The organism is Wolbachia endosymbiont (group B) of Longitarsus flavicornis (assembly GCF_964028135.1).
Taxonomy (GTDB): domain Bacteria; phylum Pseudomonadota; class Alphaproteobacteria; order Rickettsiales; family Anaplasmataceae; genus Wolbachia.
In genome coordinates this window covers 283,433-304,451 of the sequence record NZ_OZ034758.1, presented here as the reverse complement: position 1 = coordinate 304,451, position 21,019 = coordinate 283,433, and the positions used below count along the sequence as shown (strand labels likewise).

Sequence of the window (21,019 nt, the reverse complement as noted above, 5' to 3'; positions counted from 1 at the left end):
CTTTTGCAGCAGTTCTTGAGTTCCAGCAACAGACCAATCCATCCCAAAACGAACTCTTCTCTCACTAGCCGGTTTTAGTTGTTGGGAATGGTTGTTTTATTTAAATTTTTAGTAATATATACTATTAAGTCAGTATTAATTCGTTAAGAACTTTCATTAAAGATTATCAAAAAAACTTCTAAATAGGGATTGACAAGTTTTAGAGATGGAGTATTTTATGAAAAGTATATTGAGCTATTAATTTTTTATGTATAATAAATATGATAGTGAAAATATTTTTCTTTATATTATGAGGTAGCTGTTTTATTCAGAAAAAGATTTTTTTCTTACTTTAAAATTGAGTGGTTTTTATCGAGGGTTAAATGATTAATGAATTATTTGCTGCTGTACGTAGTGGAGATGCTAATCAAGTTGCGGATCTTATCAATAAAGGGGATGATGTTAATGCCAGGGACAATAGAGGCAATACTCCTCTACATTTAGCTGTTCTTGCAGATAAATTACAGGTAGTAGAAAAGCTTATAGAGAGAGGAGCTGATATTAATGCTAAGAATAATCATGGCGCTACTCCTCTGCACTGGGCTGCTCTTAATCAGAATGTCAGTATAGTAGAAAAGATTATAGAGAAAGGGGCTAATGTTAATGAGAAGAATAAATATGACAATGTCCCTCTGCACTATGCTGCTTTTTTTAATGGTTGCTTAGGTACAGCAGAAAAGCTTATAGAGAAAGGAGCCAATGTTAATGCTAAGAACAATGATGGCGCTACTCCTCTGCACTGGGCTGCTCTTCATGATAATTTACAAGTAGCTGGTCTTTTTATAAATAAGCGTGCTAATGTTAACGCTAAAGATGAGAATGGTTGGACACCTTTGCATACTGCAGCTGCTCGTGGCAATTTGGGTGTAGTTAAGCTCATTCTTGATAAAAGTGATTATGTTGATGCTAGAGGAGCTTTAGCCGTAGCAAATACGCTTAATGAAGAAAACAGCTTAGAAATACGAAACCTTCTAGAAGAAAGAATAAGAAGAAATGAAGAAATCACCCAACATCTTAACTTGCAAGAAGAAAGCAGCTCCCTATCAACACGTGTCCATAATCGCCTCAGTATTGCACAAGAAGATGAAAATTCGTTGCAAAATGATAAGATAGGTCCTGATAAAATAGGAGTTACAAGCGGAACAAGTAAGCCATCTTCATTTATCAATATTTTTGCTTACACTACGGTAGATACTATTAAAGGTATTTTTCAGTTTGTTTCTTCTCCTTTTAAGGCAGCTATAAGTATGGAACCTTCTAAAGCTATTACAGTTCAAGGTATTGATAACAACGGTATACTTCTTTTATTAGATGTATTTATAAGGAAAATCACAGGTCAGAAGTATATTTCCACAGTAGTTCAGTCTATATCACCATTAGAAGCACAGGGCTATGCATTAAATATTATAGAGGAATTTGAGAAAGTAGTAGAGCAAGCTGCATTAAAAAGTGGGATATCAATACATCGGTTAAATATTGATTGTGTAGAAATGCAGAAAGAGGTTACTGCAAAAATCACGGGTGGTAAGTTTAATGAGATTTCAGGATTTTTAAACTCATATGTAGAGCAAGCATGCCACGATAGAGAAGCAGGTAAGTTAAGTCCAAAGAAGTTTAACAAATTTATGGTTATATTTAATAAGGAACTAGATTTAATAGTAAATCAATCAATGCAACAGATATTACACAATAGAGATAGTACATTAGAAGTTGAAGAACAGCAAATAAACTTAGAGCCTCAAAGTTATTTAAGTAATACTTCTGTTCAAGGTCATTTAATTCAGGATAGAGGTTTAATAAATCAAGGTAAGGCTTAATTCCTTAGCTTTTTGATTTCATCTAGTAAAAGGTCGGTAATTTGATCTTATAACATCAATGGGCACACCAGCCTTTATTTTGTATGCATTCAAGCAATGTGTGACTATTACGCAACCTAAAAAAATAATCATACACTGTCTTCCATAGAGGAAAATCTTTTGCTCTACTGGCAAATACCTTTCATTATGTATTGTATAACATTAATAATTGTTCTTATTTTGTGCTTTCTTGGCCACACCTTGTGCAACTCTTGGCTCAAGAAATTTCCATTCTTTGTCGCTTACATCACCTGGATATATTTTTTACTGATCCTATCATATTATCTTCCTGATTTCCTTTCAAGATATGTTCTAAAAAGTAGAATCCGTTCAGCAGGGTGACAAAATAAGGTAGAAAAGACAGCCATAGAAATAAATGGTGTCATCCCAATATGATGCTTTCTCTGTCATCCCAGTACTTGACACTGGAATGACACCATTTTTGCTTCGATATTTACACATTAGCCATGCATCTGAACGGATACAAAAGTAGAATTTACAATTCTATCTAAAAGGATACCGAAAAAGAGCAGGAGTCCTATCTGGGAATTATTTTTAAATATGGACATGCATTGATTAGAATCGTCTGGATTGAAATTTTTGTGTTGGTGGTGAAATATGAATCCTATGGCAAGTAAAGCAATATAAAAGATGTTATTTAATGATGATAGTATACCAGCGCACAACCATGCCATTAAGGATATTAAATAAAATCTTTTCAACCAAGATTTTGTTGTATTGCCAAAATATAATGCAGTAGATTTCATTCCTAATTTCTCATCATCTTTTTTATCTTGATGAGCGTATATAGTATCATAACTAAGCGTCCAAAAGACGCATCCTATATAAAATAGCAAGGATTCTATGCTAATCTGGTTTGTTATTGCTGCTGAACCCATGAGTGATCCCATGTTGAAAGTAAACCCTAAAAACAATTGTGGCCACCAAACGTAACGCTTTAGCAAGGGGTAGATAACTATCATGCACATTGAAATTATTCCAAGTATAAGAGTAGTTTTATTGGTTAATAATAAGATTACCAGGGCAATAGACAGTAACAGTGAAAGTAAAGCCAAAGCCTGCTTTATGTTTAATGCACCACTTGCAAGTGGCCTATATTTTGTTCGTTCAACGTGCGCATCTATTTCTCTATCGAAGATATCATTGATTATGCACCCTGCGGGTCTCATTAAAAATGCACCTATAGTAAACAAAACAAGGAGAAAAAGAGCCTGATACGATAGAGAAGTTGAGGCTAAAAGAATGCCGCTTGAGCTAGAAAATAGCACAAGCCATAAACCTGTTAAACTGTGTATTCTCATTAATGAGAAATAATGGTTGAAATACATTAATTAAGTGTGATTATGTAATATTTTGCTTACATTGACAAAATTATCGAATGCTAAATCAGGCTTAAAAACTAACTCAGGTATAAATCGCAAATCAACATAACACAATATAGATTTACGTATTGACCATGCAGATTGGTTCATTTCATTAACAACAGTGCTGATATCATCATTATCATTTTGGATGTTTAATGAAGATAACACAATATATACATCTGCTTTCTTCAAATCTTTGCTTAGCTTTACATCAGATACTACTACTTTTTCATTAAGAACATTACCTTCCATTAAGACTTTTGATATTGCCCTGTGTAATACCGATGCTACTTTTAGGTTTCTAATTTCCTTTTTCATATTCAACTACTATAACGTCCTTTCTTCTTGCACTAATTGATAAGCTTCCAAAATGTCTCCAACTTTAATATCGATATTACCCTCTAGCGATATTCCGCATTCAAAATTTACACCCACTTCTTTAACATCATCTTTAAATCTACGTAGTGCTTTTAACTTTCCTTCATGCACCAATTTGCTGCCACGTACTACCTTAATTAAAGAATCTTTTTTTATAACTCCATCAGTGACATAACATCCGATTATATTACCGGCTTTGGATGCATTAAATATTTGCCTTACAGATGCAGAACCAACACGAACCTCTCGTGTAACAGGCTTTAACATTTTAGTTAGATACATCCTCATGTCTTCAATAAGCTCATATATTATATTGTAAGTATGTATTTCTATACCTTTTTGTTTTGCTAATTCTCTTATTTTTGAATCCACTTTTACATTAAAAGCTAAAATTACTGCGCTTGATGCTTCTGCAAGCAGCACATCTGAATCTGTTACTCCTCCTACTGCTTTGTGTAGAATATTTAATTTCACTTGCTCTTTACCAAGCTTATCAATTGAGCTTGATATTGCTTCAATAGAACCAGTGACATCGCACTTTAAAACTACAGATAGTTCTTCTGTTTCACTATCATTACGACTGAATATATCTAAATTACTGTCGTCTAAATCTTCTTGCTTTTTCTTGATTAATTCTAACCTGTATTCAACAATTTCATGAGCCTGCCTTTCAGAGTTTACAACAACAAATTTATCTCCAGCATTTGGTACACCATTTAAACCAGTAACTTCAACTGGAGTAGAAGGTAGTGACGCTTTTTCTCTTTGACCAAGGTGATTAACCATACTGCGTACTTTGCTGTATGTTGTACCAACTATCAATATGTCACCAATCTTTAATGTTCCTTCTTCAACTATTAATGTAGCTGATATTCCTTTAGCTTTATCTATTTTGGACTCTATTACCCATCCAAGTGCTCGACAATCCTCTATGCCTTCTAGCGTCATTAATTCAGCAATTAATAAAATTGCCTCTTCTAGTTTATCTAAGTTGATTTTCTTTTTTGCTGATACTGGCACAATTATAACATCACCACCAAGTTCTTCGGGGATGAGGTCATACTGAGGCAAACTATTAATTATTCTTTCTACATCGCCAGGTTGTGATTTATCAATTTTATTAATGGCAACTATAATAGAGACATTTGCTGCTTTTGCATGGTTTATTGCTTCAACTGTTTGTTTCATGATTCCATCATCAGCTGCAACTACTATCACAACTATATTAGTAATATTGGCACCACGTGCACGCATTGCAGTAAACGCCTCATGCCCTGGTGTATCAATGAAAGTAATTTTTTGCTTATTTTTTGTCGTTAATTGATAAGCACCTATATGTTGAGTGATGCCACCTGACTCTTTTTCTGCAACATTGGATTCACGAAATGCATCAAGCAATGATGTTTTACCATGATCCACATGTCCCATAAAAGTAACGATAGGTGGTTTTGGTCTTTTAGGTAAGTTTTCTCTGTTGCTTATGAAGAGTAAATTCTTTTCTTTATCAGCATCACTTACTCGTTTAGCCGTATGATTAAATTTTTTTGCTATTTCGCATGCTATATCTGGATCTACTAGATCATCTACTCTATAGCTCTCCCTAACTTCTTCTTTGAGCATTTTTAGCACACTCTTGCTATCTTCTGCCATACGAATAGATAACTCCCTGATAGTTATTTTGTCTGGTATAATAACTTCTCTTGCTATATTTTTACCCTTAGTAAACTTTGATTGTTTACTTCTTATACCAAATTTTTGCTTAAATACAGGGAGGTGTTCATTTCTTTCATCTATTGCCTGTGTAATTACTAGCTTAGAATGCTTAGAGTATATATCTTTGCTAGCTTTAAAAGACTTTTTATCATTGTTCTCATATTCAATACTATCTTCTTTTTGTTCAACTGAGTTAGTATTACTTAAAACTTCCTTATTTATTTCTTTAGGTACAGAGTGTGATTCATTTTTATCTTCAGCTTCTTGATTGCTTTCTTCTTTTTTTATTTTCTCTTCTTGTTCTCTCTGATTCCTTTCTTTCAGCAAAGTAGCATTCTGTACAGCATTAATGCGGGAAATTTGTTCTTTTTCAGTTAAAGAGCCTAATTTACTCTCGTCAAATAAACTATATTCTTCTGCAGAATGAATTTTTCTTCTTTTTTTTACTATTGTAGTACCAGTACTTTGACTATCTAAAGAGTTTAAATTAATGTCTAATTTAAGCTTGCTTAAGCCTTGTAGGGTTAATTTTTTATTACTGATATCTTCATTATTCATATTGTTTTTATATTAATCCAAGCTTTTTACGTGCTTCTATGATTATTAAATCTGCTGTATCTTTTAGATTGTCTTTATTATTAGTTGAGGAAGAGAGTATGCTACAAAACTCATAATTTGATAAATCTGCTATGTCCTCTAAAGTTTTAATATTATGTTTACTAAGAGCAATTTTATTATCTATTGATAAGGCTAAGTTGATTACATCGTCTTCCATACCTAAATTTTTTAGCTCTTCTATTTTTCTATCATTCTCTGCTTTCAGGTAATTATTTGCTCTATTATGAAGTTCATTTGCAATATCTTCATTGAAGCCCTCTATTGAAGCAAGTTCCTTAATTGAAGTGTTAGATATATCTTCTACACTTGAAAAACCTTCTGTTACCAATAATTGGCCCATAATCTCTTCTAAGTTTAAAGCTTCAGCAAATAAAACTGAACATTGACTAAATTCTTTGTTTCTTCTTTCTGATTCTTGCTGAGTGCTTAATATCTCAATTTTCCATCCAACAAGCTCTGAAGCTAATCTTACATTCTGACCCTTTTTTCCTATAGCTAAACTCAATTGATCTTCAGCAACTATTAACTCTATACAATTTTCATTTTCGTCAATAATGACCTTTGATACTTCTGCAGGAGTAATGGCTTTAATAACAAATTGACCCAAATCTGATGAGTAATGTATGACGTCGATTTTTTCACCGTTTAATTCGTGTATAATAGTTTTTATTCTATCTCCTTTAACTCCAATGCAAGCACCTACTGGATCGATATTCTTATCAGATGAAAAAACAGCAACTTTAGATCTTGAACCAGCGTCTCTAGCTATACCTTTAATTGTTATCAATCCGTCAGCAACTTCTGGTACTTCTTGATTCAACAATGCCTCTAAAAAGCCTTCATGAGTCCTAGAAAGAATGATTTGACGTCCATCGTCAGAGCGCTTAACAGCCTGTATGTAAGCTTTAACCTTATCGCCTTCACGAAATGACTCACCACCAATTAAGTTTCGTAAAGGGAGGTATGCTCCAATTCCGTTTATGTCTATAATAAGATCTGAATATTCTACTTGTTTAACGATGCCATACCTCATTTCTCCTACCTTATCTTTAAATTCCTCATATTGCTTTTTTAACTCTTCATTTTTGATTATTTCAGAAATCTTTTGCTGGGCAATTCTTGCTGAAACAAGATCAGTGTTAAGAGAAATCAACTCACTAATAGTATCTCCAACTTTTGCATCTTCTTTTATTAACTTAGCTTGTGTCAACTTAATTAAGTCACACTCATTTTCATTTGATTCATCATTAATGACTTTTAGTTGTCTATATGAGGTAACTTTGCCTGTGTTTCTATCTATATTAACTACAATTTTACTTTTGCTACCATACTTTTGTTGAGCTACTGCTTCGATAGCACTTTTAAGTGCATTTATTATAATATTAAAATCCAAACCTTTTTGAAGTGAGAGCTCTCCCGCTGTTTTTATTACATCAAGGCTCCCAACTATGTTATTCTTGTTGCTTTTCTGCTTAACACTGCTTTTACGATTAGCAATCATATAAATAAATCCAATTTAATTAGTTATAATTATAGCTTCAACAGGTAAAGAACGCTATCTTAAATGTTAAATGATTGCTAATTTAAGTCAAGTTTTTTCATGTCTTTGTATGACAAGCAACGCCGGAGTAAAGAGTAAAGTTAAGACCGTTGCAGCCAATATTCCACTTGCTATGGTTGCTGAAATATCAACCCACCACTGGCTTGATGGAGCATCATATGTGATTTGTAGCGTAAAAAAACTGATATTTAACCTAGTAATCATAGGTATTAAACCAAGAACTGTAGTTGCAACGGTAAGTAGTATTGGCCTGATGCGAGAAATTGAAGCGTTTATTATACATTGCTTAATGTTATTTTTGCGCACCTTAATTTGCTGATGAAAGGCATCAAGCAATAGTATATTATTATTCACTATAATTCCTGCTAAAGCAATTATCCCCACTCCACACATGACAACTACAAAAACTTTCTGAATAAGAAAGAAAATGAAAAATACACATGTTGTTGATAAAAACACTGCTGTCATTACGATAAATGTATAGTATATGTTGTTAAACTGTGCCACTAGCACCAATATCATCAATGTAATTGCTAATATAAAAGCCTTTAATAAAAATGCTCCTGATTTTTGTTGATCTTCCTTATCACCTTTGAAATCAATCTTTACTCCTTTACTACAGTCTTGAGTAATCGAATTTTGAATGAACTTAACTCTTTCATCAACAAGATAGCCAGTATCAACGTCAGCAGAGATTGTTACTGTGCGTGATCCATCAATCCTACTTAGTTTATTTGCCTTTTTTTCGGGAACGTATTTCACTATGCTACTCATAGAATATGGTCCATTTGCTGTATTAATAAAAAGGTTATCTATAGTTTTCATGTTGCGATTCTTTCTGGGAAAGCGTAGTACAATATCAATTTCTTCATCTGCGTTATTTGGTCTATATTTTCCAATTAATACTCCATTTGTAACCATCTTTATAAAATCACCGATGGTTGCAACACTTACTCCAGAGCTTGTAGCCTTACTCTTATCAATACTCATATTCCACTCTATTTCAGGTGCTGATCTACTATCTTGAATATTTATAAATCCAGATGAAGGTTGGTCCATAATTTTTAGGATTTTCTCTGCTACTGAATTCAAGTTGGATGCACTTCCGCTTAAGTTAATTTGTATTGGCTTGTCAGCTGATGGTCCTGACTTTTGTTCCTGTACATCAATTATTACTCCTTTTATGTTTTGTACACTACTCCTTATATCATTTAGTATTTGCTTAGCTTTGCGCCTGCAGCGCCAATCTACAAGTTCCAATTGAATTTTGGCAATAAGGAGAGTAGACCGGCGGAGCTTCCCCACCAGTCTCTCGCAGAACTGCACGGAAACCTCTCGACTTATACAGCTCCCATTATTTAGCCTTTTGATCCTAACCCAAGTGTCCAATGATAGAAAATACTTGGAGACCTCTTTCTCACTTTTCCTAGAAATTGCTTTGCTAGTCTTCCGTGATCACGAAGTTTCTTATATTTTGTCCTGACCCATCTTATGAGGTATCTCTCTATATTTCTGAGAGATGGATACATCTCTGATTTATAAAACCTGCCATAGTACTGAAACCAGCCTCTGACTATTGGATCTATTTTCTTCGATATTTCCTCTAGTGTGGTCCATGTAATCCGATGTATTCTCCATGACTTTATGGTTTTCTTGATCTTCTTCTTGGCTTTGTTACTAATTGCAGGTAGAAATGAGATGAAATAATTCCTCATCTTATTCTTTGCTACTCTAGGTCTAAAAGTATAACCTAGAAAATCAAAGCTTTGTTTAGGAAATTGTTCTTTTCTATCATCATCCTTACTGTACACAATCTGTGTCTTTTCAGGATGTAACTTCAATTTACACTTAGCCAATCTTTCTTCAATCATTACTTTCATAAATCCTGCCTGTCTTTTAGTTCTGCAGTGCACTATCGCATCATCTACATATCTTTCAAATGGTACTGTTGGATAATTTTGTTTCATCCACATATCAAACGCATGGTGCATAAATATGCTTGAAATGATTGGGCTTATTGAACCTCCTTGCGGAACTCCTTTATCCCTTGTTACCCTACTGCCATCTGCTTGCTGAATGGGGGCTTTCATCCACCTCTCAACATACAGTATGACCCATTTGCAGTCTGTGTGTTTCTTGATAGCCTGCAGTGCTAAATCGTGGTCCAGATTGTCGAAAAATCCAGATATATCAAGATCTACCGTCCAATCATTTTTCCAACATCTCTTCCGTGCTGTGTATACCGCATCCAGCGCAGACTTATTTGGTCTATAACCATATGAATCTTCGTGAAATTTCGGTTCTACTAACGGCTCAAGATACATTGTAGCTGCTGTTTGCGCTATTCTGTCGAATACTGAAGGCACACATAAAATTCTTTGCCCTCCTGTATCTTTTGGTATCGCAACAGCTTTTACCGGCTCTGGAAAATAACTTCCGGATGACATCCGATTCCATAATTTGTATAGATTATCCTTTAGATTTTCTTCAAACTTTGTTATCGAGACCTCATCTACACCTGCTGCACCTTTATTTTTCGATACTTGTTTATAAGCTCTCCAAATAAGTTGCTTCGGTATATCAAAAGACTTTGTTTTATTCATTAACTCCTCCCTTTCGGTTGATAAATAATTAAAACTAAATAACTTAGCCCCTTCACTCCATTTCCATTACAGAAACTTCTTCGCTACTACGAGCTAATCCGCCCCTGTTTTTCGCATCGGTACTCTCATCCTCAGAGATCAGCTCTTTGGACTTCTCCCTTTTCATCGAAACGACAGGTTCCCGTAGTTCCATGCAATAGCCTAAAATAGATTCACGCCACTTTTATGCCGGACGCCACCTACCCAGTAAACAAGCTCCCAGTAGATTCATCCCAGGTTAACGACTACCCCCTGGTTTTGACGTCGTCTCTACGCTTTCGACACTTCATCAGTGGTTCACTTGCGTTCGTCTCTCTATTTCATACATGACACATAATTGTGCCTTTTCCATAACGCTCACTACCTTAGCTCTTTACCAAAGCAGCTTATGGCTGTTTGAAGCCTGCTCTTGCAAACCGGCTCCGAGGGGCCCTCCCTCATCTACTGCACAGCTTCAACACTTTCCGTGTTTCTACGGCGCACCGTTGTCTGCAAATTTTCCTGATCGAGCATAAAAAACATAAATTTCTTTTTTAACACCCAAAATACGTTCTTCTACTTTCTTAAGTATCAAATCTCGTTCTTTGGCTGATAAGCTTTCTTTTACTTTAACGCTGATTAAAATGTTATCTGAATCTACATTCGGAAAGAACTTTAATCCAGGACCAAAAGTAAAATATAATATACTAGACAAAAATAAAACAAATACAACAACACATACAAATTTTTTGGGGTGATCTAAGACTTTCTCTAACATACGTACATAAGTTCTTATTATAAGCCCAGTATTTTTTATCTCACCACTTTCTATAGCACTCATTCTTATTATTTCTTTTTTTGAAGTTATGGAAGGTTTACCAAATATTGTACCAAGTGTTGGTATAAAAACCAAAGCCATAATTAGCGATCCAGTCAAAGTTAAAATTATTGTAATTGGTATGTACTGCATAAATTTACCGACCGTATCGGGCCAGAGTAACAGAGGGAAAAACACTGCTAATTTAGTTAATGTTGATGATAAAACTGGATAGAACATATCATGAACTGAGGTGCAAAAGGCTTCTACTTTATCCATGCCACAAATCATCTTTCTATCAGCATATTCGCTGATTACAATTGCATCATCAACAAGCATGCCAACTGCCATAATTAAACTGAAGAGGACAACTATATTTAGAGTAATACCCATTAGGTAAAGAGCCATTATTCCTATGAGAAAGGAGCCAGGTATTGATAGTGCAACAAGAATAGCAGCCCTTGTTCCCATGAAGAGCATTATTATGGTTAGTATTAGTAATACGGCAAATATTATACCATTTTCCAAGTCGTCAAGCACATCACGTACATTTTTTGACTGGTCATTCAAATAAACTACTTTTAAATTTTCAGGTAATTGATCTTTTGCTTTGTCCATTAAGTATTTTACTTGATTTACCGTATCTATTATGTTTTTTCCATTACGTTTTGAAATTTCTAGTACAATGCTAGGTAGTCCATTAATACGAGCAGATCCTTGATGATCCTCAAACCCAAGGTATACTTTTGCTATATCTTTGATTCTCAAAACTGCATCACTTTGAGATCTAATAGGAATATTCATAATATCTTCTATATCTTTTAATAACCCTGATATTTTAATCGAATATTTACCGGTATCATTTTCTAGTGATCCGGCTCCTACCAATCTGTTGTTGTTTGATATAGCTTGAAATATCTCATTTGATTGAATGTTATATTTTGTTAGAACTGTGGGCTCAATTATAACTTCCACTGTTTCTTTACGCATACTTGCTACTTCAACTTTAAGAACATTTGGCAGAGATTCTATTTCTTTCTTTAGTTTGCGTGCTATTTCAGTTAGAGCTCTTTCCGGCAAATTACCAATCAAGCCAACGTTTAGTATCGGAAATAAGCTCAAGTCTATTTCATTGATTATCGGAGATTCTGCTTCAATAGGTAATTTTGATTTTATGTTTAAAAGCTTTGAACGGACATTATCGAGCACTTCTTTATTATTATACTCTGTTCTAAATTCGATTATCATGTGAGCACCATCATTAGTTGCAAAAGCTCTCAATTCTTTTACACCTTCGATGGATCTTAGTTCATTTTCTATAGGAAGCACTAATAGCTTTTCACTATCCTCGACAGAAATACCAGGAAACCCGACAAATACACTAATTATAGGAATCTGTATATCAGGATTGCTTTCTCTTGGCATCTTTATATAAGTGTATGAGCCGAAGGTAAAAATCACGATAAGCAATAATATTACTGTTCTATTCCTCTCTACAAGTAAGCTTTTCATGCCAAACATTATACGTATTTATATCATATTATAGCTAAGATAAATTATATATTAATTAATCCTTATATGTCTTTATGTAAATGATTAAAATTTTTACAGTTTTGCAAGCGTAAGAAAATTTCTATATAATATGACTTTAGTATGGTATTTGAGGGATTATTATGGTAGCAGTTTTAAGTGTGACAGAAGGCAAGAATAAAGTGATCGTATCTGGGTGGGTTGGTGTTTCATCAACTTTAGTATTTTTAACAGTGATTCACATTGCTGCAAAGATAGCCATTATAGTTACTGCTGCTGCAGTTACTTACGCATTACTTTCATTGCTTAATAAAGCAAGACCTAAGTCTGTTAAAACTGATGATATGTCAGAAGATGAAGGGTATAGCAGTGTTGATGAAGGTGAAGAAAAAGATACCGTAAAAGAACCAGAAAGAACTGAAACTGAGTTAGAAGAAGAATTAAAAAATAAAAGAGCAGAAGAAGAAATGAAAAGTGGACTACCTGAACATATGGACCTTGACGGTAACTCACTTGCTGGGGCTGATGATACAAGTCAGACTAAATGCGCAACGAATTATATGGATTTAATGCTATCCCCTCCTATGCATATGGATGGATATTACCGAGAAATCAAAGAGGTTAATGCTCTGAGAACTTCTGTAAATAATTATCCAATGATAGTACCAGAGCGGCTAACTATGGAAGATATTGTTAAACAACGTGGTTAGAGTTTATATCAAACTCTCCATCTTGTATTGAGAATCAGATGCAATGCCGTAGACTCTACTTGGTGGAATGATTTTATTCTCTATACCGAAAGCCATGCCTTCAACTATTGCTGCAAGCACCTTTTCAAGGTTGCAATCTGCTCCAGGAACACGGTGCTCTAGGCGGCATCTTTTGGAATCGTTGCCAAAATAGGGAATTCTTATCGCAGCAGTTCTGTTATTCACTCCCCAACTAATCGTAGTTGGAGTATGAATATCTGGGTACTGAAATCTTAAATATGAATCATCATTTGGAGCAAAAAACAACATATGTTTTTTCATCATTGCACATAATCCACCTATGCTGTGAATCAGGTGGTCACTATATTTTTGCTTGTTGCCATAAAATAAGTTATGATTATTTGAATCCATGAGGCTAACATGTACATTTAGTGCGCTGCCTGCTCTATCCAAATAAGGTTTTGCTTTAAAAGAAACATTACCATCGAACTCTTGTGCTGTTCCAATCAGTAATTTTTTTACTAACTCAAAATGCATAATTAAATTATCAGGACTCGTATAACAATCACTTTTTATCTCGTATTGGTTTAAAGAACTCTCTTTCTCACAAAAAAATCCAAGAGAAGCTATTTTATTTTTGATGCTATTCAGAAATAAATATTCTTTTTTTATTCCCTCAGTGTAAAACTCCAGTTCAATACCGAATACAGTATTATGACTCAAATTACTTAACATAATCACAAATTTACTTCAATAAATTGATACTAAATCAGCTATATTTATACAAGTACTTTACTTATTTATCAGTAAATTTAATATCTTATTTATACATAATATATTACTATTTTTTAATAACATACTTCTAATCCTCGGTACAAGCGACATTTACAAATTGATTGTTTTTATTTCAAAAAAATGATCAATTTTAGTGCTTTTATACTCTTTACAACTCGTCAAAAAATCCTCATAATTTTAAGTATGTATTAAGTAGTGTTAGCTTTTTATCTTACATTAAGCTATTGATTATCTTGCATCTTTCTGATTATTGTTCTTTCTTGGTGTGGTATATGAACTTAACTAACCCTAAGGTTTCTACTATGTTTTTTGATCAGATTATTACAGTAACGGACCACAATGTGACTTGGGAAAAAATCCAAAATTATCTCCATAATCTCTATGGAGAAGCAACATATAACAGCTGGCTGAGTTCACTAAGATTTATCAGCAACAGAAATGGAGAAGTTTTGTTGTCTGTACCAACAAGATTTATAAAGGAGTGGATTACAGTTCACTACATGGAAAAAATATTATCATTATGGCAAAGCGAAGATCAAAGTGTATGTTCTATTGATATTCAATTAATTGAAGAAAGAAATTCAAATTCTAATACGATACTAAAAAATAGAGAGGAAAATAATCATAATCTTGGTTCACCACTAGATACCAGATTCACTTTTGATAATTTTGTGGTAGGAAAGTCAAATGAGTTAGCATTTACAGCGGCAAAGCGTGTAGCGGAATCTATAGATCCAATATCAGGAAGCAACCCTTTATTTCTATATGGTGGAGTGGGACTTGGTAAAACACATTTAATGCACGCTATAGCTTGGGACATAGTCAATTCTCCGTCAGCAAAAAGAAAAGTGGTATATTTATCAGCAGAGAAATTTATGTATCAATATATTACGGCGCTGCGGAGCAAAGATATTATGTTATTTAAAGAGCAATTTAGATCAGTAGATGTATTGATGGTAGATGATGTGCAATTTATCAGTGGTAAAGATAGTACACAAGAAGAATTTTTTCACACTTTCAATGCATTGATAGACCAAAATAAACAATTGGTTATATCAGCTGATAGGTCTCCTAGTGATCTTGATGGAGTAGAAGAAAGAATAAAATCACGACTTGGTTGGGGATTAGTTGCAGATATTAATGAAACAACTTTTGAATTAAGACTTGGTATATTGCAGGCGAAAGTGGAACGAATGAATATGTATGTTCCAAAGGATGTCCTAGAATTTTTGGCAAGGAATATAAAATCCAATATAAGAGAACTAGAAGGAGCATTAAATAAGGTTGCTCATACCTCTTTAATTGGAAGAAGCATGACAGTAGAATCAGCTAGTGAGACCCTAATTGATCTTCTTAGGTCAAATCATAGGTCAATCACAATAGAAGAAATACAGAAAAAAATAGCTGAATTTTTCAATATAAAGATTGCAGATATGCAATCTAATAGAAGGCTCCGCAGTCTTGCGAGGCCGAGACAAATAGCTATGTATTTCGCAAAGAAGTTTACGCAAAAAAGTTTACCAGATATTGGAAGAAATTTTGGTGGTAGAGATCATGCTACTGTTATACACGCAGTCAAACAAGTGGAAAATTTCATAAGAACTGACCCAAAATTTGCTGATGAAATCAATCGATTAAAAAAGATGTTTAAGTAGCACTTTATTAATGACAACCAGGCTGTTTTCATTTTTTTGATCAAATATCTTTTTCAAGTAGATTAAGTAAATCAAAGATCATTATTAGTATAAGCTAAGAGAAAATAGCTAGTCGATTGCTTAAAAAGTATATAAAATCACAATTTAAGTAGGAAATATGGCAATTAGACTTATTCCAGATAATCTTGATATAAAATTTAGTAAATATAGAAATTTGACAGCACTTGTTAGCGTTATTCTTATCATTTTTTCAATGCTTACTTTTATGCTGCGAGGAATGAATTTGGGTATAGACTTTACAGGTGGAATTTTGATAGAGATAAAATCTTCAAGCAAGGATGATGCTATTCTCGGTATATTAAAAGAGAGTGGATTTACGATACAGAGTTCAAAAGCTGGTGATAACTTAGTTGTGCGGTTTAAAGATGAGGGAGATGAAGATAAAATTAAAAAGGTTAAAAGTATATTAGAGAGCAAATTAGGTAATTTAGTAACTTATCGCAAAATAGATTATGTTGGTCCACAAATAGGCTCAACGCAGATATTTGAAGGGATATCAGCCATGTTAATTGCAATTATTGGAATATTTTTTTATGTTTGGCTTAGATTTAACTGGCAGTGTGGACTTGGTGGAATAATGGCACTGATCCATGATGTGATTTTAACTCTTGGCTTTATCAGTTTAACGAGTATTGAGTTTAATATTTCATCAGTTGCAGCTCTCCTTACCGTAATTGGCTACTCAATCAATAACTCAGTGGTTATATATGATCGGATTCGAGAGTATCAAAAAAGTGGAAAAAATGCAAAAATAGGTGAAGTAGTTGATGCCAGCATTAATTCGACGCTATTTCGCACTATGTTAACTTCAGGTACTACTCTTCTTGCCGCTCTTCCTTTAGTGCTGATTTGTACAGGTGTGGTCAGAGACTTCTGCTTAATCATTTCTTTTGGCATTGCAATCGGCACCTGTTCCGCAATATTTATCTCTGCTCCTATATTGACCTGCAGAGCGTTGATAAGTAGAGTATAGAACGTTTAACTACGATATAATATTAGCTTGTTATCCCTAATAGTGAAATGAAAATATCTCAAAAAGCTCATACCAAGTAATGAATGGGACATAAAGTGAGTATTAACACTAGCGTGCACATCATTAATTAAAAAATTTCCTATTTTAACTTGAGGTATTTGAACCACTCCAGCTTTTATTTGACCTTTTGCAGTTTCATATATTTTAAAGTCTTGAATGTTTTGTAAGTTAATACCAGCATGTAACGCATCTTTTTGCGATAGAACAATATCAGTTGCTCCGGTATCAAGCAAAAACGTTATATTACGATCATTGACTTGAGCTTGAATATAAAAGTGTCCATCGTATGACTTTGTAAATTCGATACTTCCGCCATTTTGAACCCTTCCTTTGTACGGTAGAAAAGTGCTCAGAAACCTATTGCTTAGTTTATCCCCTTGTGAATCAATAAACATTGCAGTAATGACTATTATCAGTAGCCAAATAACTAGATTTTTTGCTGCATTCATATTATTAAAATTTGAAGCCATAAGAGTAAATTTTTAAGATTAGCGTTAAAAGCTATTATTAAAAATAAGTAAATTTTATTGTTTTAGTACAATATTTAATATATACTTTAAGGAGGTATGTTCGATTTAATTTCATGTCAGAAGCAAAAAATTTAATTTTAGCAACAATTCTTTCTATATTGATTATAGTATTATGGCATATTATTTATGATAATTTTCTTAACACGAGCCAAAGCCAATCATCGATTGAAAATATTGAACATATCGAATCTTCTAACGACCTTGCTCCTATGATATACCAAAATCGTTCTGAAATTATTAATTCTACTAGAGAACAGAGAGTTAATTTAACCAATAACATGCTTGAAGGATCAATTTCTCTGAAAGGTGCAAGGTTTGATGACTTAATCTTAACTAACTACCACTTAGAACCGAGTTCTTCTTCTCCACAAGTGGTGTTACTGTCACCTGCAGAATCAAAAGATGTATATTTCGCAGAATTTGGGTGGCTCGATCCGAATGAAAAGATTAAAGTTCCAGATTCTAAAACAGTATGGCAAGCAGATAAACTCAATCAAAAAGAGGTCAATTTATTTTGGGATAATGAAAATGGCATTTTATTTAGAATGAAAATTAGCCTTGACGATAACTACATGTTTAAAGTTGAGCAAATTATTGAAAACAATACAAAAGATAATGTAGTTTTGGTTCCCTATGGTAAAATCAATCGTAAACGTGATAATATTAACGAATCCTATTGGATATCACATGAAGGAGTACTAGGTGCATTTAACAATAAACTAGAGGAGTGGACATATAAGGATATTTCCAAGAAACGTTTAATAAAGGCCAGCACAAGTGAAAAAAGTTGGTTTGGTTTTGCTGATAAATATTGGTTTACAGCTATCATACCTGAAAAATCTGATCAAATAAATGTAAGTATTAAGCATACGAATGTTAATAACATTGATAAGTTTCAAGTAGATTTTGTTAAACCTTACAAACACATACTCCCTGGTGCAAGTGTTTCTACTCTGAACTACTTTTTTGCTGGGGCAAAGAAGTTGAATTTACTTGATTCTTATAAAGACACTCTTAATATACCTTTATTTGATAAGGCTGTAGATTTTGGTGTACTGTATTTTATAACCAAGCCAGTGTTTTTACTGCTTGAATATTTTAACTTTGTTTTGAAAAATTTTGGCTTAGCAATATTATTGCTAACTTTAGTAATCAAACTTTTGATGCTTCCCTTATCTAATAGATCATATATTTCGATGTTCAAGGTGAAAAGCCTGCAGCCTGAATTAACTCGTATAAAAGAGTTGTACAAAAATGACAGCTTAAAGCAGCACAAAGAGACAATTGCGTTGTTCAAGAGAAACAATGTAAATCCAATGTCGAGCATTTTCCCTATGCTCATACAAATACCAGTATTTTTTGCTCTGTATAAAGTATTATTTGTTACTATAGAGATGAGACACGCCCCTTTTTATTTATGGATTAAGGATCTTTCAGCTTCTGATCCAACAAACATTTTTACATTATTTGGGTTGTTTAATTATAACTTTCCTATTTCTATAGGCATTTTACCTATAATTTTCGGCGCTACCATGATAATTCAGCAGAAGCTAAGTGAGAAAGATCAAACCAGTAAAGATGATATTCAAGTAAATGTTATGAAGTTTTTACCTTACATTTCTGTCTTTATTTTTTCTTCTTTTCCTGCCGGCCTGGTAATATATTGGATATTTAGTAATATTATAACTCTGGTTCAACAATCATTAATAAAGTTGCTTTTAACAAGAAAAGTAGGAATGAATGTCGAAAATACTAATAGTTAATTCAGTTTATTATACTGAAATAGCAAACCTTTTGCTTGAAGGTGCAACCGATAAATTAAAAGGCAGCAGCGCAAGTTACGATGTAATTGAGGTTCCCGGTGCATTTGAGATACCAGCTACAATTCTCTTTGCGGTCAAAGGCAAGAATACTAATTATGATGGTTATTTAGCTCTTGGATGTGTAATTCGTGGTGAAACTGATCATTATAAATACGTTTGTAAAGGAGTAATCGAAGGCTTAAATGAAGTTATTATGCATTATGCAATACCCCTTGGTATGGGCGTAATTACCGCTGACAGCAAAGATAAAGCACTAATTAGAGCTGACAAAAATAAAAAGAACGTTGGTGGCCATGCAGCCTCAACTGTTTTGCATATGATAGATCTACACAATAAATTAAAATAATGGAGGAAAAACCAGTAGATAAAAAGTGGCGCATAAAAAGAAGTACGGCAAGATTTCTTGCTGTACAAATTGCTTATTCAAATATTTTTGTAAGTTACAACAAAAGCACTTTTAAATTGGAAAATTGTGAGCTTAAGGACTACATAAGTACGTTGAAAGATATATTTGAATGTGAAGAATTTGAACATCAGTTCTTAGAAAACTTGTTATGTAAGGTTATAAAAAGCAGTGAAGAATATGATAAAATAATAGAGTCTTATTTACACCCAAGCTGGTCACTTTCACGATTAAATCTTATAAGCTTATCTATTTTGCGTATTGCAGTATGTGAGTTAATTGATTTTGATACACCAGCACCAATTGTTATTAATGAATATACTAACATTGCATCTGATTTACTTGATGCTCCAAACAAAATTGGCTTTATTAATGGGTTGTTAGATAAGGTAAAGGATGCAGTCAGACTAAATAAAAATCCTTAGCAATTATAGCCAGCAAACACAGGGTGTCATCCGAGTAGCTGACACATAGCTGTATGAACATTGCAATTTGCGTGGCAGGCGGTGTCATTCCAGTCTGGAATCCAGCTTTTTCATAATCATCAAAACGTTGTATTTTAACATAAAATGGCTGCTTTTATGCTTACCAACTTAGTAAAATTCCTGGATCCCAGACTGGGATGACACCATAGTCAAGCTTTTTCGTAAGTTACCTGCCACTTGAGCCAAAGCCCCCTTCATTGCGACCGGTTTCTTCTGTGCAGAATTCTTCTCTGTCATCCCAAATTACCTGAGATACAGGAGAAATAAGGATTTGTGCAATTCTATCTCCTCTTTTTATTTCATATGGCTGATTACTTAGATTGATTAGGCAAACTTTAACTTCACCTCGATAATCGGAGTCTATAGTGCCCGGAGAATTTAAGACAGTGATTCCATGTTTTGCAGCAAGTCCAGAACGTGGGCGAACTTGCCCTTCAAAACCGTTTGGTATTGCAATTACAATGCCAGTTGGAATAAGCAACCTTTCAAGTGGATTTAAAATAACAGAGTCGTCCAATGCAGCATAAAGATCCATGCCAGCACTCTGCATAGTTGCATAACAGGGAAGAGGCAGGCTTTCGCCATGTGATAACTTTTTTATTTCTACTTTAATTTTATCTCTTTGCATTTTTGTTCACCAGTTATGAAAATTTGATTGTAGCATGTAAATTATGCCTGTAAAAGATAAGAAAACTACTTGACAAATGTTGCGAGCTTTCCTTATCATGACATTAAGGGTGTTTATGACTCAAAACTTGTTTTTGACCTGCAGACAAAAACTCAGTAAAAAACTTAAGGTACTTATTGGCGAAATTATAGTGGCTGCATGTCTTTTTTATTTTTTCTACATTCAGCCAAATCGCGCTTGTTAGCACATTATTACAGCGCCAACTTAAATTATTAAAACTCACTACGTGTGGGTTCTTTTGCCTTTTTTGCAATTAGTAATAATATTTTGGATTAGTTAGGAGTCTTATAGAGATGTCATTCCAGCACTTGATGCTGGA

The 21,019-nt window shown here is 33.7% G+C and carries 18 protein-coding genes; 7 read left to right on the top strand and 11 right to left on the bottom strand.

The window, feature by feature from the left end; all coding sequences use genetic code 11:
• Window positions 1-362: 362 nt before the first annotated feature.
• A complete protein-coding gene (locus tag ABWU45_RS01495; protein WP_353278715.1) occupies window positions 363-1,856 on the top strand; it encodes an ankyrin repeat domain-containing protein in 1,494 nt (497 codons plus the stop codon).
• A gap of 500 nt (window positions 1,857-2,356) precedes the next feature.
• Here ABWU45_RS01495 and ubiA read toward each other — a convergent pair whose 3' ends face one another.
• The 8 genes from ubiA to ABWU45_RS01455 form a co-directional block, all read right to left on the bottom strand.
• Window positions 2,357-3,244, bottom strand: a complete 888-nt coding sequence (gene ubiA, locus ABWU45_RS01490) for a 4-hydroxybenzoate octaprenyltransferase (protein WP_353278714.1) — start codon at window positions 3,242-3,244, stop codon at window positions 2,357-2,359.
• Between the two features lie 3 nt (window positions 3,245-3,247).
• Window positions 3,248-3,598: a ribosome-binding factor A gene (locus tag ABWU45_RS01485; protein WP_006015187.1), complete on the bottom strand. Its 351-nt coding sequence runs from the start codon at window positions 3,596-3,598 to the stop codon at window positions 3,248-3,250.
• 9 nt (window positions 3,599-3,607) lie between these two features.
• Entirely contained in the window at window positions 3,608-5,929 is a 2,322-nt protein-coding gene (infB, locus tag ABWU45_RS01480) for a translation initiation factor IF-2 (protein WP_353278713.1), read from the bottom strand.
• A gap of 7 nt (window positions 5,930-5,936) precedes the next feature.
• A complete protein-coding gene (gene nusA, locus ABWU45_RS01475) occupies window positions 5,937-7,490 on the bottom strand; it encodes a transcription termination factor NusA (RefSeq protein ID WP_353278711.1) in 1,554 nt (517 codons plus the stop codon).
• A gap of 87 nt (window positions 7,491-7,577) precedes the next feature.
• Window positions 7,578-8,855, bottom strand: coding sequence for an efflux RND transporter permease subunit (locus tag ABWU45_RS01470; protein WP_353278710.1), 1,278 nt, complete (start codon window positions 8,853-8,855; stop codon window positions 7,578-7,580).
• A gap of 53 nt (window positions 8,856-8,908) precedes the next feature.
• The gene (ltrA, locus tag ABWU45_RS01465; protein ID WP_007302363.1) at window positions 8,909-10,153 is read right to left on the bottom strand and encodes a group II intron reverse transcriptase/maturase; all 1,245 of its coding nucleotides are present in this window, start codon (window positions 10,151-10,153) and stop codon (window positions 8,909-8,911) included.
• Window positions 10,154-10,205: 52 nt separating this feature from the next.
• Window positions 10,206-10,346: a hypothetical protein gene (locus tag ABWU45_RS01460; protein ID WP_019078704.1), complete on the bottom strand. Its 141-nt coding sequence runs from the start codon at window positions 10,344-10,346 to the stop codon at window positions 10,206-10,208.
• A gap of 318 nt (window positions 10,347-10,664) precedes the next feature.
• Window positions 10,665-12,500, bottom strand: coding sequence for an efflux RND transporter permease subunit (locus ABWU45_RS01455; RefSeq protein ID WP_353279063.1), 1,836 nt, complete (start codon window positions 12,498-12,500; stop codon window positions 10,665-10,667).
• Window positions 12,501-12,661: 161 nt separating this feature from the next.
• On the opposite strand from ABWU45_RS01455, the gene ABWU45_RS01450 reads away from it, so the two are divergent.
• Window positions 12,662-13,228: a hypothetical protein gene (locus ABWU45_RS01450; protein WP_353278708.1), complete on the top strand. Its 567-nt coding sequence runs from the start codon at window positions 12,662-12,664 to the stop codon at window positions 13,226-13,228.
• Between the two features lie 3 nt (window positions 13,229-13,231).
• On the opposite strand, the gene ABWU45_RS01445 is transcribed toward ABWU45_RS01450, so the two are convergent.
• Complete coding sequence (locus ABWU45_RS01445) at window positions 13,232-13,969, bottom strand: glutamine synthetase (protein ID WP_264682718.1); 738 nt, start codon at window positions 13,967-13,969, stop codon at window positions 13,232-13,234.
• 326 nt (window positions 13,970-14,295) lie between these two features.
• Between ABWU45_RS01445 and dnaA the strand changes: the two genes are divergently transcribed.
• Together dnaA and secF are read left to right on the top strand one after the other, a co-directional pair.
• A complete protein-coding gene (gene dnaA, locus ABWU45_RS01440; protein ID WP_012481713.1) occupies window positions 14,296-15,678 on the top strand; it encodes a chromosomal replication initiator protein DnaA in 1,383 nt (460 codons plus the stop codon).
• A gap of 157 nt (window positions 15,679-15,835) precedes the next feature.
• Window positions 15,836-16,711: a protein translocase subunit SecF gene (gene secF / locus ABWU45_RS01435; RefSeq protein WP_010401100.1), complete on the top strand. Its 876-nt coding sequence runs from the start codon at window positions 15,836-15,838 to the stop codon at window positions 16,709-16,711.
• A 5-nt stretch (window positions 16,712-16,716) separates the two neighbouring features.
• On the opposite strand, the gene ABWU45_RS01430 is transcribed toward secF, so the two are convergent.
• Complete coding sequence (locus tag ABWU45_RS01430) at window positions 16,717-17,241, bottom strand: TIGR02281 family clan AA aspartic protease (RefSeq protein WP_353278706.1); 525 nt, start codon at window positions 17,239-17,241, stop codon at window positions 16,717-16,719.
• A 113-nt stretch (window positions 17,242-17,354) separates the two neighbouring features.
• Here ABWU45_RS01430 and yidC point away from each other — a divergent pair, with 113 nt between their 5' ends.
• From yidC to nusB, 3 genes are read left to right on the top strand one after another with little or no spacing between them, the layout of a single operon-like run.
• Window positions 17,355-19,064, top strand: coding sequence for a membrane protein insertase YidC (yidC, locus tag ABWU45_RS01425; RefSeq protein ID WP_264682719.1), 1,710 nt, complete (start codon window positions 17,355-17,357; stop codon window positions 19,062-19,064).
• The gene (locus ABWU45_RS01420) at window positions 19,042-19,470 is read left to right on the top strand and encodes a 6,7-dimethyl-8-ribityllumazine synthase (RefSeq protein ID WP_264682720.1); all 429 of its coding nucleotides are present in this window, start codon (window positions 19,042-19,044) and stop codon (window positions 19,468-19,470) included. Before yidC ends, ABWU45_RS01420 begins: the two co-directional genes overlap by 23 nt.
• A complete protein-coding gene (nusB, locus tag ABWU45_RS01415; protein ID WP_006014794.1) occupies window positions 19,470-19,952 on the top strand; it encodes a transcription antitermination factor NusB in 483 nt (160 codons plus the stop codon). Before ABWU45_RS01420 ends, nusB begins: the two co-directional genes overlap by 1 nt.
• 226 nt (window positions 19,953-20,178) lie before the next feature.
• Here the strand turns inward: nusB and dut are convergent, their stop codons facing one another.
• Window positions 20,179-20,640, bottom strand: a complete 462-nt coding sequence (gene dut, locus ABWU45_RS01410) for a dUTP diphosphatase (RefSeq protein WP_353278705.1) — start codon at window positions 20,638-20,640, stop codon at window positions 20,179-20,181.
• Window positions 20,641-21,019: the final 379 nt, after the last annotated feature.

What these genes read in the sequence shown, in the direction of transcription:
- dut (WP_353278705.1), bottom strand. Translation starts at nt 20,640, where the DNA reads ATGCAAAGAGATAAAATTAAAGTAGAAATAAAAAAGTTATCACATGGC.
- yidC (WP_264682719.1), top strand. Translation starts at nt 17,355, where the DNA reads ATGTCAGAAGCAAAAAATTTAATTTTAGCAACAATTCTTTCTATATTG.
- ABWU45_RS01495 (WP_353278715.1), top strand. Translation starts at nt 363, where the DNA reads ATGATTAATGAATTATTTGCTGCTGTACGTAGTGGAGATGCTAATCAA.
- ABWU45_RS01430 (WP_353278706.1), bottom strand. Translation starts at nt 17,241, where the DNA reads ATGGCTTCAAATTTTAATAATATGAATGCAGCAAAAAATCTAGTTATT.
- ABWU45_RS01420 (WP_264682720.1), top strand. Translation starts at nt 19,042, where the DNA reads ATGTCGAAAATACTAATAGTTAATTCAGTTTATTATACTGAAATAGCA.
- ltrA (WP_007302363.1), bottom strand. Translation starts at nt 10,153, where the DNA reads ATGAATAAAACAAAGTCTTTTGATATACCGAAGCAACTTATTTGGAGA.
- ABWU45_RS01485 (WP_006015187.1), bottom strand. Translation starts at nt 3,598, where the DNA reads ATGAAAAAGGAAATTAGAAACCTAAAAGTAGCATCGGTATTACACAGG.
- ABWU45_RS01450 (WP_353278708.1), top strand. Translation starts at nt 12,662, where the DNA reads ATGGTAGCAGTTTTAAGTGTGACAGAAGGCAAGAATAAAGTGATCGTA.
- ubiA (WP_353278714.1), bottom strand. Translation starts at nt 3,244, where the DNA reads ATGTATTTCAACCATTATTTCTCATTAATGAGAATACACAGTTTAACA.
- secF (WP_010401100.1), top strand. Translation starts at nt 15,836, where the DNA reads ATGGCAATTAGACTTATTCCAGATAATCTTGATATAAAATTTAGTAAA.
- ABWU45_RS01460 (WP_019078704.1), bottom strand. Translation starts at nt 10,346, where the DNA reads ATGGAACTACGGGAACCTGTCGTTTCGATGAAAAGGGAGAAGTCCAAA.
- nusA (WP_353278711.1), bottom strand. Translation starts at nt 7,490, where the DNA reads ATGATTGCTAATCGTAAAAGCAGTGTTAAGCAGAAAAGCAACAAGAAT.
- dnaA (WP_012481713.1), top strand. Translation starts at nt 14,296, where the DNA reads ATGAACTTAACTAACCCTAAGGTTTCTACTATGTTTTTTGATCAGATT.
- nusB (WP_006014794.1), top strand. Translation starts at nt 19,470, where the DNA reads ATGGAGGAAAAACCAGTAGATAAAAAGTGGCGCATAAAAAGAAGTACG.
- ABWU45_RS01455 (WP_353279063.1), bottom strand. Translation starts at nt 12,500, where the DNA reads ATGAAAAGCTTACTTGTAGAGAGGAATAGAACAGTAATATTATTGCTT.
- infB (WP_353278713.1), bottom strand. Translation starts at nt 5,929, where the DNA reads ATGAATAATGAAGATATCAGTAATAAAAAATTAACCCTACAAGGCTTA.